Source organism: Bifidobacterium sp. ESL0769, assembly GCF_029395495.1.
Lineage (GTDB): Bacteria > Actinomycetota > Actinomycetes > Actinomycetales > Bifidobacteriaceae > Bifidobacterium.
Window position 1 is genome coordinate 1,751,597 of sequence record NZ_CP113918.1, and the last position, 16,789, is coordinate 1,768,385.

At 55.4% G+C, this 16,789-nt stretch carries 9 protein-coding genes and 1 pseudogene; 2 read left to right on the forward strand and 8 right to left on the reverse strand.

The features are described 5' to 3' along the window. Positions 1 to 4: 4 nt before the first annotated feature. A complete protein-coding gene (locus OZX72_RS07030; protein ID WP_277157987.1) occupies positions 5 to 706 on the reverse strand; it encodes an ABC transporter ATP-binding protein in 702 nt (233 codons plus the stop codon). 119 nt (positions 707 to 825) lie between these two features. Continuing rightward, positions 826 to 3,054 carry a TetM/TetW/TetO/TetS family tetracycline resistance ribosomal protection protein gene (locus OZX72_RS07035; protein WP_277157988.1) on the reverse strand — a complete coding sequence of 743 codons (2,229 nt, stop codon included), beginning with the start codon at positions 3,052 to 3,054 and terminating at the stop codon, positions 826 to 828. Positions 3,055 to 3,114: 60 nt separating this feature from the next. On the opposite strand from OZX72_RS07035, the gene OZX72_RS07040 reads away from it, so the two are divergent. Both OZX72_RS07040 and OZX72_RS07045 read left to right on the forward strand, forming a co-directional pair. After that, on the forward strand, positions 3,115 to 3,492 hold the full coding sequence (locus tag OZX72_RS07040) for a hypothetical protein (protein ID WP_277157989.1): 378 nt from the start codon (positions 3,115 to 3,117) through the stop codon (positions 3,490 to 3,492). A gap of 296 nt (positions 3,493 to 3,788) precedes the next feature. Next, positions 3,789 to 7,472 carry a hypothetical protein gene (locus tag OZX72_RS07045; protein WP_277157990.1) on the forward strand — a complete coding sequence of 1,228 codons (3,684 nt, stop codon included), beginning with the start codon at positions 3,789 to 3,791 and terminating at the stop codon, positions 7,470 to 7,472. A gap of 87 nt (positions 7,473 to 7,559) precedes the next feature. Here the strand turns inward: OZX72_RS07045 and hemH (OZX72_RS07050) are convergent, their stop codons facing one another. The 6 genes and pseudogenes from hemH (OZX72_RS07050) to OZX72_RS07075 all read right to left on the reverse strand — a co-directional run bounded on the left by hemH (OZX72_RS07050) (position 7,560) and on the right by OZX72_RS07075 (position 16,514). Further along, positions 7,560 to 8,471: a ferrochelatase gene (gene hemH / locus OZX72_RS07050; protein WP_277157991.1), complete on the reverse strand. Its 912-nt coding sequence runs from the start codon at positions 8,469 to 8,471 to the stop codon at positions 7,560 to 7,562. Positions 8,472 to 8,533: 62 nt separating this feature from the next. After that, on the reverse strand, positions 8,534 to 9,499 hold the full coding sequence (gene hemH / locus OZX72_RS07055) for a ferrochelatase (RefSeq protein WP_277157993.1): 966 nt from the start codon (positions 9,497 to 9,499) through the stop codon (positions 8,534 to 8,536). A 43-nt stretch (positions 9,500 to 9,542) separates the two neighbouring features. Next, entirely contained in the window at positions 9,543 to 10,490 is a 948-nt protein-coding gene (gene hemH, locus OZX72_RS07060) for a ferrochelatase (RefSeq protein ID WP_277157995.1), read from the reverse strand. After that, entirely contained in the window at positions 10,480 to 11,928 is a 1,449-nt protein-coding gene (locus OZX72_RS07065) for an MFS transporter (RefSeq protein WP_277157997.1), read from the reverse strand. The genes hemH (OZX72_RS07060) and OZX72_RS07065 overlap by 11 nt, the downstream gene beginning before the upstream one ends. Continuing rightward, positions 11,921 to 12,835, reverse strand: a complete 915-nt coding sequence (gene hemQ / locus OZX72_RS07070; RefSeq protein ID WP_277157998.1) for a hydrogen peroxide-dependent heme synthase — start codon at positions 12,833 to 12,835, stop codon at positions 11,921 to 11,923. Before hemQ ends, OZX72_RS07065 begins: the two co-directional genes overlap by 8 nt. A 535-nt stretch (positions 12,836 to 13,370) precedes the next feature. Then, positions 13,371 to 16,514, reverse strand: a pseudogene (locus OZX72_RS07075) (HAD-IC family P-type ATPase). Positions 16,515 to 16,789: the final 275 nt, after the last annotated feature.

The following is a 16,789-nucleotide window of genomic DNA, read 5'->3' on the forward strand; positions in this document are numbered from 1 at the left end:
CCTATCACCATTCGATATCGCTGATATCGGCTGGCGTCGCGTGCTCTTCAATGCCCTGTACTCGGGCGTCGCGCATGTGGATAACGCGGTCGGCAATCGGCGCGATGGCGGCGTTGTGGGTGACGATGATGACGGTGGAGCCAAACTTGCGCGACTGATCCTGCAGAATGCGCAGCACCTGTTTGCCAGTGTGATAGTCGAGTGCGCCGGTCGGTTCGTCACACAGCAGAATCTTCGGCTTCTTGGCCACGGCACGGGCGATGGCAACGCGCTGCTGTTCGCCGCCGGAAAGCTGGGCCGGGAAATTGTCGAGCCTGTTTTGAAGCCCGACGTCAATCAGCGTCTGCGTCGGGTCGGCGGCGTGCGGCACGATTTCGGCGGAAAGCTCCACGTTCTCGCGCGCGGTCAGGTTGGAGACGAGATTGTAGAACTGGAAAACGAAGCCGACGTCGTAACGACGGTAGGTTGTCAACTGCCGGGCGTTATATTGCGCAATATCATTGCCATCGATAATCACCTGGCCTGCGTCGCAGGTATCCATCCCGCCCAGGATGTTCAGCAATGTCGATTTGCCCGCGCCTGAAGCGCCGAGAATGACCACGAGCTCGCCTTGGTTAATGGAAAATGTCACGTCGCGATTCGCATAAATGGTGGTATCACCGGTTTTGTATTGCTTTGTTTCGCCCCGCACATCGATATATGCCATCGCACGACCTCCCGTAGCCCAAGCCTTACGCACGGCAAACCCGCGCTCACCCCATGATATTAATGTCGTGCGAAATTATGCGCGGCGAAAGAAAAGACTAAGCTACTAGAGTATATTGTCTAGTTTTTAAATTGCAGCCCGCTTTCGACGTGAGCGAAGTCCGGAACTTTGTTCCACTTGACGGCGTAGCCGGCGCCGTGAGCACAGAAAACGGAATCAGGAGTGTTCTCGAGGTCGGTTTCAGGGTCGTAGGCGGTTTGCTTGATGATTTCGTCGGCGTAGTGGCAAGGCTTATAGCCAGCAAAAACACAGGTCAGTGAGCCGCGACCGTGGGTATAGGCATTGACATCCATCGAATAGTCGCGCATTTCGGAGACCGGCGCACTGCCCTCCAACTCGGCGTAGTCACCGTCGGATTTTGGAGCGTCGAACGTGCCGCTCATCCGTTGGATATCGGCCATCGCGCGGCCCAACATGTCCTGCGGGACTTCCAAGCGGAAGCTGTACCACGGCTCCAAAAGCCGACACTCACCTTTTGCCTTGAGTTCCATCAGACCTTGCCGTACCGCACGATACGTGGCCTCGCGAAAATCGCCGCCTTCCGTATGCTTTTCGTGGCCGCGGCCGGCGACAAGGGAAATCTTCATATCTGTTATCGGCGAACCCAGGAGCACACCAAGATGTTCCTTCTCGCGCAGATGGGTCAGAATCGCGCGTTGCCAATTGCGGTCGAGATCGTCGAGGCTGCAACGCGACTCGAAACGCATGCCACTGCCCGGCTCGCCCGGTTCCATCAGCAGATGAACTTCCGCATAGTGACGCAACGGCTCGAAATGGCCGATACCTTCGATCGGGGCCGTAATGGTCTCGCGGTAAAGAATGCCGCCAGGGCCAAAATGAACGTCGATGCCGAAGCGGTCGTGCATCATCTGCGTGATGATTTCGACCTGCACCGCACCCATCAGCTGCACATGGATTTCACCGAGCCTCGCTACCCAGCGCACGTGCAACGCCGGGTCTTCGTCCTCGAGCGTTCGCAGCGCCACCAGAATCTTGTGCAATTCCGGCGTGACTTCGGCAGACTTGGCCTGTTGCTCGCCTGTCGACGAATCACTCTCCTGCGTTTCATCAACATTATGTTGTTGATTGTCACCAGTATTAGCTTTACCGGGCAATACGGTATAAGTGAGCACTGGTTGCAATACAGATTCGCCTGCATCGGGCTCAACTCCCAAGCCTTCACCCGGGAAGGTTTGCGTCAATCCAGTCACCGCACAGACGGAACCGGCCCCAACCTCGTCGGCCAACTCGAACTTTGCCCCGGAATACCGCCGAATCTGGTCGACTTTTTCCTGCCAGATTGCAGTATCGGATTCAGCCAAGTCATTGCTGTCTTCCGAGCTGTCACCTTCGGATTTAGGGGTATGGCCACCGCTTCGATCGACACTTTCGGATTTTTGGGAATTACTATCACGCTCGTTCGTAAGCGTTGCTTTGACTTTAAGCGAGCCGCCAGTAACTTTGAGCCAAGTGAGACGATTGCCCTGCTCGTCGTGCGAAATCTTGTAGACGCGAGCGCCGAGATCGCTGGGATAATCCTTCTGTTTCGTAAACCGTTCCAGCCCGGCAAGGAATTCATCAATGCCTTCAAGCTTCAGCGCCGAACCAGAGTAGCAAGGAAACATCTCACGCGCGGTGACCATCGAACGCAAGGTGTCATCAGAAATCCTGCCTGAGTCCAAAAGCTCGTCCATCGCGATGCCGCGATCATCGAGCAACGCGACTTCTTCCTGCTCGCCCGGCTCAGTGTCCCCTTCAAAATCAACACAACCTTCAGAAAACCTCTGTTGCATCTGCCTAATAAGCCCAGCCTTGTCAGCTCCGACCGCGTCCATTTTATTAATGAAGACAAACGTCGGCACGTTGTAGCGGGCGAGCAGCCGCCAGAGCGTTTCGGTGTAACCCTGCAGCCCACCGTTGGCATCCACCACGAGAATTGCGTAATCTAGTACCCGCAGCGTCCGCTCCATCTCCGCCGAAAAATCGACGTGGCCAGGGGTGTCAAGCAACGTGAACTCGAAATCGCCTTGACTCGCACTGGTTTTTGAACTCTTGCTTTCTTTTGCAGAAGTACCGCCTACATTGTCTCCGCGAACATCAAGAATCGCTTGCTTCGAGAAAATGGTGATTCCACGCCGCTTCTCCATGGCATCCGTATCAAGAAACGCATCACCGTGATCCACACGCCCGAGCTTGCGAATCTCGCCGGCGCGATAGAGCATCGCCTCGCACAACGTGGTCTTCCCCGCATCCACATGCGCCGCAATCCCCACCACCGCTCGTCTCATTGCCACTCCTCAAAAACGTATCGGTCATCCATTCCCAATTAATCATAAAACAAGCCTTACATGCACAATCAAATCCCGTTTATACGAAAATGGCAGTCCTCGAAAACCAACGAGTATTACAAGCAAACAAAGTTATTCGTTAATCAAGGAAAACCAACGGGCGGAGGCAAAACGGGCATGGTGAAGGGAGCCAAAAGAATTTGGGAAGAAAGAACAAGCGACGCCGCTTCACCACACAACCTGCGGATTTCCAGTCCTCCAGTAAAACCGGACACCCGTTACAAACAGCGAAAGATAAGAGACAAGGCCTTCATCGAATCACTGATTACAGTGTACACGCTTTTATCGTCTTTTGCGACACTTCAACAAAGTTTCGTCTCGAAATATGAAAATTTATTATATCGTAATGAGAAATATTATTTTAAGTTATGTCTCTAAAGATAGACCGGACAATCGAGAATTTGGCAGCCCTCGCGCGAATTCATCGGGCAGCAAAACTTCGCGGGCTCAAAGGCTTCGGCAGATATGACGGCGGCCGTAATCCTCCGCTTTAAGACAATCGCGTCCCCACCTTCAACTCGCTTTCAAACTTTTACCATCATCACATCATTTCCCATAATTTTATAAACGCATTACATCGCGGTATTCCCGCAACCACACGCAAGAGAGATGCTATCGTAAACACAAGAAGGTAAATGCCCAAATTCCCCGCAACAGCTACACCGAAGAAGCCCATGACCACCACAAACCCCAGTAATCCGACTGCCGACAACGACGATGGCAGCGTCAAAAACAGCGACGCCGGCAGCAACGTAAATGACACAAACCACGAGAACCCCGAAACCCACGAAAACGAACTCGACGCGAGAATGGACAGACTTTTCGAACTGCTCAAGCCCTTCATGGACCATTACAGCTGGCGCACGCTGATGGACGAATACGGCGGAGACACCGTCTTCGACACGGAAGACAAACGGATGGAGGCAGACCTGGCCTTCCGCGTCACGAAAATAGATCCCGAACCCGACATGCCGCAAGCGAAGCGCATCATCTGCATTTCGCCCGAACCCGCATTGAAAATGATCTGCATCGTCCCCAAGCTCAACGGCTTCCGGATCCACACCCTCGTCACCAAGGCAACCAAAAAGCAGAAACCCCGAGAATCCAAGGTAACCCCTTCTGCTGATTTAGATTCTCCTTGCGTATTCAAGCACGAATATCGGCACTACGACATCAAAGGCGAAGCGGGAATGGTCGTTCTTTATCTGGCGCTGAATTTCCGACCATTCCTTACGCACCACGCCCTCTCCCCCAACGACGTTACGTTCGCCAGCCTTCACGACGATGGCTTCACCGTCTATTTCAAAGACGGCCAGGGCATCGCGTCAATCAAGCTCAACCAATCGGAAAGTATTTATTATTATCTACGTTTCTTCTCCGACCCACGTACGGCCCAGACGTCGCTGGATGAGGCGCGAAAGCTCGACGAAATTGACGTCAACCCGAAACAGATGCTCGCATACTCACCCGGGCGCTCGGATAGGGATTCCTTCTCATTTTGCCCACCGAACCGTGGGCAGATATACATGTACGGACGCATTCACGAAGATCCATGGAAACACATCAAAGAGGGATTTACCTACGAAATCGACTATGTAAACGAGGACGGGACCTCCGAATACATCAGCAGTCCGGAACCCTACAAATGGAGCGTCTGGCAGAAAGACGACATCCCTGCAAGGACCACGTACACCGATGCAGTCAGGGCATTCACGACTCTTTCCATGCTGATGCGATCCGTCTACGAGCTTGCCGACCAACTGGGAATCAAGCACGACGCGAACCTCGAGGACGTCGTGGTGAGATATGCCAGAAGCTGTTCGCATGGGATGGACCACATGTGGAACGTCATCGACCATGCCGTGACCCGCCGGCGTGACATGGCAACCCTTTCGGCGCTTCTCGACGAGCGAGGCTTTGAACAGACCGAGCTTCCGCTGGGCTACGCACCGGCCGATCGTGCCGATTACCCTCATTGGCCCGACCAAATCAAAAGCTGCGGGGGTATTCTGATCACCGCGAAAGACAAGACGTATCCGTTCCATTTTTATCTTGAGCAGGTGTCCGACGATGCCACCGATATCTACCATTGCCATCTGTTGCGTAACGAAGGAAATGTCGATCTCGGCAGTGTCAATGTGCATGGGATCGAGGCGGCCAGACTGTATCTGGCCACTTACCTTGGCCGCGCGAACCCCGGAAAACCGACGGACGACCCATACGGAGAACCTGACCACAAAACGCTCACGCACAAGATCGAGCTCTATTGCAAACGCAACGAAGGCAACTACAATGACCTCGCCAACGCTCCGGAATTCCTCACGTCGTTGGTGAAACCCCAGTATTACTCGTTGGGTAAGGACGTGGATGGCAAGGTCTGCCTCACTTACAGACAGAGCGCAAAATATAGCGATTACCACCTGCACTTCGCCTGCACCGAGGGAGAATGCTACAACAACCAAGACTACCCGCTTGGATGGGACCCGGACAACTCTTCAAAAGAGCACTATCTCCTTGCATTCACCTTGTGGGCGTGGCGTCTGCAAAATCTCTATGAACTGGCGGCACGAATCGGCATCGACATCCGGAAATTCAGCTGCGCGGACGTTCATGAAATATTGGCCAATCCAGGCATTGCCGACCTTGGCAAGGATTCCGGCAATGATGAGTTAGGCAATGAATCCGAAGATGACAAATCCTACGACAAAGACGACTGTGACAAATCTGATACCGACAAAGCCGAAAACAGCGAATCCGATAATATCAAACCCGATGCGAATGTCATTGCCGATGCTTTCAACGGCACTAGGGTTGACGTCGAAGCCGTCCAAAACGTCAGTAACCTTGATGAAGAAATCAACGAAAACGTTGACAAAACCAGCAGCAAGACCCAGCATGACATGGATTGGCTTTTTGACAACCTCCGATATCTGCTTGCCGGAAGCGGTTGGTGGTTCATTCCCGATTCCATCGTCCCGGGCACGCCTGCAAACGACAAAACGGAAACCGTAAAGAAGAATAGTGTCCCGACCGGAGATCCCGTCAGCGATGCAATCACGGAATTGACACAGGAAACGGCCGGAATCCAGCGCATCCTTTGTTTTTCTCCGGGCCGTAAACCGTTCATCATCACCATCGCTGCGCCCAGAACCGGCAACGGACACGTCACATTGTCGTATTCGCTGCCGTGCAAGCGGGTGACATGGTCGTTCGAAGAACCTTCCGATCAAAGAGCCGAGGCCATCCTGCGCTTCAGCTCCATCGACAAGGCGCTGCTCTTCATTCTCGTCGAACTCGACCCGCTGATATTCGTCAACGGTTTGGATAGCAAGACCATTTCGGCTGTTGTCAAAGACCAGGAAGGGTACCAAATCATATTATGCGACGGAAGCTGGTTCGACCCCATGCCGGTTCAAAAGCCGGAAAGCCTTTACCTATACCTGCTACTCGCCTCGGATCCTTCCACTGCCGACAGTGCTCGGCAGGCAGCGCTACACATCGACGACTTCCCCTCGAACCCGCAAGCGGCCATCGATTTTCTGCAATACAATGTCAGCCCTCGATACTTCTCATTGAACGACCCCAAGCCCGGGGCGGTTTCGCTGGTTGAGAGACATACGGCCACTCCCGCAACCATGGCAAGCGACACGGACCATTCCGCAGTCACTTGCGTATCTGGAACCACGTCCAGTGACACAGGAGATGCCAGCAACTCTGATAACGCAACAGATGCCGGCCAAAGCGACACAGCAATCTACGACCTCGTCTACTGTCCGCTTCATTCGCAAGCCCGCAACGAAGATCCCGGGTATCTAACGCTGCTCAAAGGCACCAACCGGCCCAAAGCCATATGCAGAATGGCATTGTTCGCATACAGACTGCAGCAAGTGCACCGGGCCGCAGAAGCACTTGACATCGCATGCGACTCAGATGACACGTTCATCGACGAACAAGACCGCCAAATCGTTAGCAAGGCCAACGATGTCATCAATCTCATCAGTCGTTGGATGAAAATCGAGGAGCAACGCGGAGAACCGCTCGCCCGGCTCAACGGGGTGCATGGGAAGCACAAGTGGACGACGTACCTTGAATACGCTAACGGTGTCCACGGCGACACCGAGTTCTCTTATATGAACACAGACGGCTTGATAGATCCCCGCTGTTTGGACATCTCCTATTCCAAAGAGTGGCCGTCGGCCCGTTACGGTTTCGCCTTTTTCGCCGATCCGGACGACCCCGAAGGCATCCTCTGCAGGATCCGTAGGCAAGAAACCGATAGAGGATTCTCAGGGACCGAGAAGGACGTGCATACCGTGGATGAGGTGGCTGCCTATCTTGAGGAGAAAATAGAACGCTGATATCCGTCGTAACCTAGATGGTTCGCAGTAAAATACAGAAAGCGGTGCATAAAGCTGAATTTATGCACCGCTTTTGCCATGTCGTTCTCAAACCCCGAGCACCGCATCCTCAAGCGCGGCGATGAGCAACGGATCCGTGTTCGGCAACGGGAGGCGAATGAGCTTGGCACCCAAGCCCTCGACGGTCTTTTTGAAGCCGACATCCACACCGAAGAGCACCTCGAGATTGTCGGCGATGAAGCTCAGCGAGCCCGAAACGATGGTCTTGATGCCTTGGTTTTCGACCAGGTCCTTGGCCACGTCATTGATATCGGGCAGGACCCATTCCTCCGGTGTGCTGCCGCCGTTCTGCCAGGCGATGACATACTTGCTTTCGTCAAGCCCGGCGGCCTTCGCCACCGCTTTGGCGACTTCGACGGCCTGCTCGGTATATGGGTCACCGCTTTTGACCACGCGCGTCTGCAGGCTATGCGAACTCAGGATGACTTTCGTGTCCGGGCGGTCGATGACCTCCTGCTCATCCTTGAGCCTGTCGGCCCAATATTCGATGAGATTACGGTCAAGCCACCAGCCGCGAACCGCACGGTAGGAGACTTGCGGATACTGCGCAAGCCGGGTTTCGGCGCGGTTGTGGTAGTCACCGCTGGCATAAGAACGCTCCGGAAACAGCGGCAGACCGACGATCTGTGTATAGCCGTCGGCCACAATCTGGTCGATGGTCCCGAAAATCGTGGGTTCTGCATATTTGAAAGCAAGATAGACCTTATATTCGCCGGGATGGTCCTGGTCAAGCTTTTGCTGCAAATCCTCGGCCTGCTCGCCGGTGATGCGGCCGAGCGGCGAAGTGCCGCCGATGATCTCGTAATGCTTCTTTACCGACTGGTACATTTCCTCGCTGGGTTTGCCGCCGTGGATGCCGGTATAGAAATCGCGAACTTCCTCAATGGTATCGGGAGCGCCGAGACCCATGAGCAACACTGCTGTTTTCTGTTCTGCCATGATTGTCAACCTTTTGTTGGGTTCAACGTTTATTACTACAAATTATTAAATTACGATAGTTGTTATCGAGCGCAAGGTGCGGCAACCTTCGCCCCAGCTCGAATCTCGCCTTCATATACCAAGTCTTCCAACGCCTCAACCAGCAACGGATCGTCGTTCGGCATGCGCAGCCTAATCAGCGTGCCGCCGAGCTTTTCGACGTTGGCCTTGAGCTCGATATCGATGTCGTAGAGCACCTCGACGTTGTCGGCAATGAAACTCAGCGGGGCCACGACGAACGTGTCCGCCTCGCCTTTGCTCATAAAATCACGCACAGCGACTTCAATGTCCGGCGCCAGCCATTTGTCGGCCGAAGGACCGCCGCACTGCCAAGCCACCGACCACTTTCCGTCTTCAAGTCCGGCACGTTCGGCAACCGCCTTGGCGTTGTTGACCGCCTCGTCGCGATAGGGGTCGCCACCTTCGATGACGGTGTTCTTGACGCTGTGCGAAACAAGCAAAACTCTGGTATTCGGCTTGGCGACGGTTTCACGAACTTCCGCAAGCCTGTCGGCCCAGAAGCGAACCAGATGCTCGTCGGACCACCAGCCGCGCACTGCAGTGTAGACCATATGCGGATGCTTGGCGAATTGGGCCTCGGCACGGCGATGGTAGCCCTCGTTAGTCGAAGTGGAATATTGCGGCGCGAGCGCAATGCCACGCACATCGGTAATCCCGTCGGCGGCGATCTGGTCAGCCACGTCCTCGATGAAGGGCTTGATATATTTGAAGCCGGTGTAGACCTTGTAGCGGCCCGGAAAATCGCGATCAAGCCTGCACTGCAACGCTTCGGCCTGATCGTCGGTGACGTGGGCCAACGGCGAGATGCCGCCCATGTTTAGCGCGTCATAATGCGATTTCACACCTTCGTATACCTGCTCGCTCGGCTTGTGCCCGCCGAACATGCAAGTGCAGAAGTCCATGATGTCGCTGGATTGATATGGCGTGCCGAAACCCATCAGCAGCACCGCCGTGACTTGTTGGCCCATCGTTGTTCCTTTGTGTTGGTTTGCTTATCTGACTATGCTGCCGTCATTCGGCGCTCAAAACAGCGTCTTCGAGCGCGGCTTCAAGCAGTGGATCGGCGTTCGGCATCTGCAGGCGACGAAGCTTGCCGCCCACGGATTCGATTTCGCCTTTGAGCTCGATGTCGACGTCGTCGAGAATCTCGAGATTGTCGACAATGAAGCCGAGAGAACCCGAGACGATGGTCGAAATCCCACCGTTTTGAATGAGATCCTTTGCAGTTTCCTTGAAGTCGGGCCCGATCCACGGCTCACCGGTGCGCCCGGCGCTCTGCCAGGCGATGGTGTATTGGTCGCTACGTAAGCCGGCGGCCTTGGCCACGGTCTTGGCGTTGTTGGTCACCTCGTCAAGGTACGGGTCGCCGCCGTTGATGATGCGCATCGGCAGGCTGTGGGCACTGAAAATGACCTTGGTGTCAGCACGGTCGGTGAGGTCTTTCATCGCAATCAGCTGGTCGGCCCAGAACTTGATGAGGTTCTCATCCTTCCACCAGCTGCGGATGGGATGATAGGCGATTTCAGGATGCTTTTTCAGGGCTTCCTGTGCGCGCTCGTGATAGTTTTCCACAGAATAGACCGAATATTGTGGGGCCAGCGGAAGACCGTAGATATCGGTGATGCCGGCGTCAGCGAATTCGTCGATAGTCTGGGCGATATAGGGCTCGATGTATTTGAAGCCCTTGCGCACCACATATTCGCCCAGATGGTCGTGGTCGAGCGCGGCCTGCAGGCCGGCGACCTGGTCGTCGGTGATCTCGGCGAGCGGAGAGGTGCCGCCGATGGCCTCGTAACGGCCGGCCAGTTCGTCATACAACTTCTGCGGCGGCTTCACGCCATGCCGGATGTTGGTGTAATAGCCCATCAGGTCCTCGGTTTTGTACGGAGTGCCGTAGGCCATCAGGAGCACCGCCTTCTTCGGGGCGGAGGTTGCGTTGTCGGAATTTTCACTTGTCATTATCGATGTTTCCTTTGTTGAAGGGGATGAATAGGGTCAGCACGATGCACACCACCGCGATGAGCAGCGCGACGAGGAACATGGCGCGGAACGAAGTCAGCGTCGGATTGCCGTGTACACTGCCGATGAGCTGGGCGGAGGCGAAGATGAGCGGGGCGATGGTCATGCCGATCTTCTTGCACGCCGAGACGCCGCCGATGGCCTGCATACGCTGGTCCGGCGCGGCCAAGCGTCCGGCGATGACCTGCAGCGGCGAGGACATGAACGCGCCTAGGCCGAAGCCGAACAGGGTCGAAAGCACGAAGAACGCCGGAAGGCTGTGTGCCGTCAGAAGGATGCCGATGACGGAAATGCCGTTGATGGCACTCGAGACGATCAAGGCCTTCTTGTTTCCGAGTTTGTCGACGAAAATGCCACCGACGTACGAACCGATCAAACTGCCCAAACCAGTGCCCATCATGGTCATGCCGGAAAGCGCCTTGGAAAGGTGAAATACCACAAAGACATAGGTGGGAATGTAGACGAACAGAGAGAAGAGGCTGCCGCCGACCATCGCAAGTACCAGCGTCAGGACGTAGGAACGGTTGTGGAACAGGCTGATCGGCAGGAACGGCATCGTGGATTTGTCAAGCTTCTTTTCGGAGTAGAGGAACAGCAGGAACGCGACCACAGCGATGACGAAGAGCACGAGAACCATGATCCAGTACTGCTTGAAATGCTGGCATAAGGTGATGCCGAGCATCAGCGTCAAAAGAGCCACGGAGAAGGAGCACAGGCCGGCCAGATCGGTTTTGGTGCTCGTAGCCGCAAGCTGGTTGTCCATGACGAACCACGCCATCACGAAGAGGATGAGCAGGACAGGAAGCATGCCGTAATAGAACACGCGCCAGTTCTTAGCCATGCCGATGGCCATACCTGCAAGCGCCGGACCCGCGACGGCGGAAAGTCCGGCGACCACGCCGACGAAGGAGACCCTGCGGCCCTGATGATTCTTGCGGGCGGCCTGCATAAGCTCGTTCATCGCAAGCACCATGATGCCGCTGTCGCCGATGGCCTGGATAAAACGGCCGGCGAGCATCAGCGGATACATCGGGGCGATGGCGGTGATCAGGCAGCCGACGAACCAAAAGCCAAGCTCCCAGAGGAAGACCTTCTTGGTGCCGCGGGTGTCGGAAAGGTTCGCCATGATCGGCGTGCCGACCACGAGGCCCAGCGTGTAGATGCCGGCGACCCACGAGGAGCTCAGCGTCGTAAGGCCGAAGGTCTTGACGATTGAGGAAAGCAGGGTGCCCGCCGAACCGCTGTCAAGCTGGGTGACGAAGACGACCAGTGCGTAGAACCAGATCGGCGGTTTGCGCACGGCACGGCCGACGGTTTTCGCGGCGTCGGCGGCTTTAGTAGCGGCTTCGGTCGCAGTTTTGGATACAGCGTCACTCATGATGATGGGCCTCCGGATTTGATGCGGATGCGGCTGATTGTTCCGACGCGGTTGGATGTTGCGGCATAGCTGGTTGGGAAGGAACCGGCTTATCGGCTCCGGCGGGAATGATCTCGCCTTCCAGCGTGTGGCGGGCACCTGGCTTCGGGCGGCTCACTTCCCAGCCATCGAGGAAGAAATGGTCCAGGTCTTCAACGGGAAGATACGTACCTGATACGAAATAAGGGAAATCACCATAAATGGAGCTCGCTTCGGCGTAACGCATCGCTTCGATGATCTTTTTGAAGACCAACGGATCGTCGGCCAGGAGCAGGACTCCCCACTCGTGATCGTCAAGGCCCATCGCGCCGGTGATGAACGGCAGCACACGGCCGCCGAACGAACGGCCGATTTTGCCATGGTCCTTCATATAGGCCTGGCGCTGCTCGAAGGGAAGCGTATACCAGTTGGCACCCGGGTTGCGGGTTTTGGACATCGGATAGAAGCAGACATATGGCTTCTTCGGCAGCTTCGGCTTGACCGCGCGGTTGACATAGGCCCAGCCGCGATCGCTTTTCGGCTTGCCGGAATAGGTTCCCGCCTCGCCGACCGAAACGAACGAACCGGCCCTGGTGAGGTACGCTGACAACGGCAGCTTCGCCAAGCGGTTCTCGATTTCGTTAAGCTCGTCCAGTGTCTCGCGATACAGAATCAGACCGAGGTCGCCTTTGGTGCCGCTGACGTCGAAGAGGTACCAGCTGCCTTTGCCGGCTTCCTCGTTGGCTTCGAATTCAGCAAGCATCTGCTTGAACTGGCTGACCTCGTTACGTTGCGCCTCAGGGTTCTGCTTTTGGAACGACGGCCAATCCATCTTCCACCACAGGTCCAGGCAGTACCAGCCATCCAATGTTGCTACTGGTTCTTGCATATCCTCATCTCTCCTTTTGCTTGTATGCGGATATGCCCCGCCGGCTCGCGGCACGGCGCTGTTGCACGTCATTGTCGACAAGACCGGCCAGATACATCCGACAGGTTACGTCAAACCTTCCATGTCGTTCCGGCAATCACATCAACGTCACTGCTTTATCACCAATGCGATTATCGATACCTACGCGAGAAACCCAAGCGATTACAGCAAAAATGGCTGTTTTCTGCTAGATATCTTCAAATAATTATCAACGCAGGACGATTAACAAAAACCTGTTATAATAACTATTAGAAGGTTTGACTTCTCAAGTCACAAGAATTATGGTACACGTTCCTAACAGCTTTTGAGACGTTTCGTTAATATTTAGTCTCAAAACAAGTTATTCCGCGGATTTCCCGGCGTGTCGCACTATAACGAGCGACATCGCGTCGCAATCGAGGAGTTACAAAATAAAACCGCAAGCACTAATGAAAAAGGCCATGACCATCCTTGCTTGGACGGTCACAGCCTTGAATTTTCGAAGAGTATTTCGGCGTCACGCCGCGTACTTGGCGGGGTCGGCGGCGAAGGACTTGGCACAGTTGTCGCTGCAGAAGTAGTAGGTCTTGCCGTTATAGTCTTGGCTGCCGGCGGCGGTCTTCGGGTCGATCATCATGCCGCAGACCGGGTCCTTGACGGTGCTGGCGCTGCCGTTCATGTTCATATCCATAGTGGTTCCTTCTTTCGCTTTCGCGGGTTGGTTGTTGTTGTGCGGCGCATCTTCAGACGCGTCAACAGGTTTTTGCTCGGGTTTCTTTTCCGGGACTTCAGTATCTTTTGAAGCACCCTTGAGCTCGACGTGACGTTCACGCAGTTTGAAGGTGAAGTGGCGCGGCTTGACGGTGGCCGGATTGAAGGAGCGCAGACGGTTCGCGTTCAAGACCACGGAAAGCGAAGAGAACGCCATCGCGGCGCCAGCGATCATCGGGTTCAACATGATATGCCAAATCGGGTAGAGGATGCCGGCGGCGATCGGAATACCGATGCCGTTGTAGCCGAAGGCGAAGCCGAGGTTCTGCTTGATGTTGCGCATGGCGGCTCGCGACAGGTCGATGGCCGTAACCAAGCCGGTGAGGCTACCCGAGACCAGCGTAATGTCGGAGGACTCGATAGCCACGTCGGTGCCGGTGCCGATAGCAAAGCCAACATCTGCAGCCGCGAGCGCCGGAGCGTCATTGATGCCGTCGCCGACCATCCCGACCATGTGGCCCTCGTTCTGCAACCGCACGATTTCTTCGGCCTTTCGTTCCGGACGAACGCCCGCGATGACGCGATCCACGCCCACCTCGTTGGCCATGGCAGTGGCGGTCGTCTTGTTGTCGCCAGTGAGCATGACCACCTGCAGGCCGCGTTCGCGCAGTGCTGCGATGGCCTTGGCCGAGTCCGGCTTGACGGTATCCGCTACAGCCAACACGGCGACCAACTTGCCATCGACGGCTGCCAGAATCGGCGTTTTGCCTTTTTGAGCGTAATCGGCAAACAACTTTTCGATATGGCTGAATTGCGAATGGACCTCATGCCCGGAGCTGGCTTCATCCGAATCAGACGCTTCCGTCTTTTTACCGTTTACGGCTACAGAAAAACTTTCGTTGCCACCATTTGCAGGCGACGACATAGAAGTGCTAATATTGCGACTTTTCATCAAATCAGCATTGCCGACGATGACATCGTGACCGCAGACTTTCGCCACTACCCCACTGCCGGGCACGGCTTCGAATGAATCCGCCTCGGGCACAGACAGCTTGCGCTGCTCGGTACCTTTGACGATGGCCTGTGCGAGTGGATGCTCGGAAACCTGTTCGGCCCCGGCGATGAAGGAGAGCAGATCATCGCGGCGCGACTGCATATAGCTTGCGTCGCGCTCGGTCGACTTATCGCGCCCATTCATCTCGTCACCTTCAGCGCCATCGTCATACCCATCGAACTTGTCATTTCCAGCTTCGCTCGCAGCATCATCCACCCAACCGATATCGGTGAGCTCGGGCTTGCCACGAGTGATGGTACCGGTTTTGTCGAGCACGACGGTATCGACGTCACGCGCGGTCTGCAACGCCTCCGCGGAACGAATGAGCACGCCGTATCGCGCGGCTTTGCCGGTAGAAATCGTCACGGAAAGCGGGGTGGCGATGCCCAAAGCACAAGGGCAGGCAATGACCAGCACGGCCACAGCCGACACAAGGCCATACAAACCTTGCGGTGCGGGACCAAACACCCACCAGATAACGAACGTCCAGATGGCGATAAGAATGACGCCTGGCACGAAGTAACCGGAAATCTTATCAGCAAGTTTTTGAATCGGTGCCTTAGAGGTCTGGGCGGTACGCACGAGCTTGATGATTTGCGCGAGCACGGTGTCACGTCCGACTTTGGTGGCACGATATCGCAAGGTTCCGTTGCCGTTGATGGTCGCGCCGGTTACGTTGTCGCCTTCGCCTTTGGCAACCGGGATGGATTCGCCAGTGATCATCGATTCGTCGATGGACGTCTGGCCAGAAATCACCTTGCCGTCGACCGGCAGCTGCTCCCCAGGCTTGATGACAACGATATCGCCGACCTCAACCTGGTCGGCATTGATGTCGAGCTCCTTACCATTGCGCACAACATGGGCAGATTTCGGCGTCAAATTAATCAGCGCACGAATGGATTCACCGGTACCCAACCGTGCGTGGGCCTCGAGCAGCTGACCCAGCAACATCAAGGTAATAATCGTGCCGACAGATTCGTAATACGGGTCGCGAGCGCTCGACGGCAGAATACCGGGCATCACGGTGACCACAACGCTATACGTATAGGACGCGGCGGTTCCCAGCGCTACCAACGAGTTCATTTCGGGGGCACGGTGTGCGAGCGCCAGCCAGCCGGTGCGGTGAATCGGCCATCCGGAATAAAACATGACCGGCGTGATGAACACGAACTCGACCCACGGATTGGTGAAGAAATCAATGACGCCCATCGGCACGAACGCCTTGAGCCACATATGAAACATGGCGAAAACGAACACCGGAATCGTCAGCACCGCGGCGACAATAAGCCGGCGGTCGAGCGCCTTGATCTCGGCTTTGCGCACCGCATCCGGATCATCTTCCTGGCCTTGCGCCTGGCTTGCGACAGGTTGCCTCGCCGCCTGCTTGCTGACTTGACTCATTGACTGCCCCATTTCACATCCACGTTATCTTTTATCGCTATTGCTCATTCGTTTGCATTTACCGTTATCGCTGTCAATTACGTAATTTGACCAGCTGCAAAATCAGCCTTTGCTTTTTGCGCCTTTCGGCAACACGTGCACCATGCCGTGCAGCATGTTCATACCGCAGGCGTAGGGCAAATCGCCGGGCTTGGTGGGAGTGAATTCGACGTCGGTAGTTTTGAACGGCGGCAACGTCTGATCGATGCCGAGGTCACTGAAAACGACGTGCGACGAGCATTCGCCATCCTCCTGCCGATCAAATTGCAAGCGCACTGGAGAGCCGGCCTCCACGTCGATTTCGGCAGGCGTATAGCCGCCTTTGACCACGATATGCGCGGTCTGCAACGCGCCTTCGCGGCTCGCCTGAGCCGCTTTGCGAGGTGCGAAAAAGTACCAGACAATGACGACGCTCACTACCAGCGCCACCAGAATCACTGCAATGTTGCCAACCATATCGCCCCACATTCCGCCGCCGGAATCATCTCCGACAACTTCGACGTATTCATTCACTGTAACTGAAACCTACCATACCCCCCTAGGGTATATAATGTCAATATATTCAGCTCAGCATCGTAATGCATAATACACGAAAAAAATGTGGAAACAGGCGGAAAGGAACAATGATGGAAAGCGCTGTACAGAGCGAAAACAATCATCCAGACAAAGTGGCAGACAAAGCCAAAAAACACGAATCCGAACCGGCAACTGCCAAAACTACTCCGGCAGAC

Coding starts and splice junctions, on each gene's coding strand:
- OZX72_RS07030 (WP_277157987.1), bottom strand. CDS start 706: ATGGCATATATCGATGTGCGGGGCGAAACAAAGCAATACAAAACCGGT.
- OZX72_RS07035 (WP_277157988.1), bottom strand. CDS start 3,054: ATGAGACGAGCGGTGGTGGGGATTGCGGCGCATGTGGATGCGGGGAAG.
- OZX72_RS07040 (WP_277157989.1), top strand. CDS start 3,115: ATGCACAATCAAATCCCGTTTATACGAAAATGGCAGTCCTCGAAAACC.
- OZX72_RS07045 (WP_277157990.1), top strand. CDS start 3,789: ATGACCACCACAAACCCCAGTAATCCGACTGCCGACAACGACGATGGC.
- hemH (WP_277157991.1), bottom strand. CDS start 8,471: ATGGCAGAACAGAAAACAGCAGTGTTGCTCATGGGTCTCGGCGCTCCC.
- hemH (WP_277157993.1), bottom strand. CDS start 9,499: ATGGGCCAACAAGTCACGGCGGTGCTGCTGATGGGTTTCGGCACGCCA.
- hemH (WP_277157995.1), bottom strand. CDS start 10,490: ATGACAAGTGAAAATTCCGACAACGCAACCTCCGCCCCGAAGAAGGCG.
- OZX72_RS07065 (WP_277157997.1), bottom strand. CDS start 11,928: ATGAGTGACGCTGTATCCAAAACTGCGACCGAAGCCGCTACTAAAGCC.
- hemQ (WP_277157998.1), bottom strand. CDS start 12,835: ATGCAAGAACCAGTAGCAACATTGGATGGCTGGTACTGCCTGGACCTG.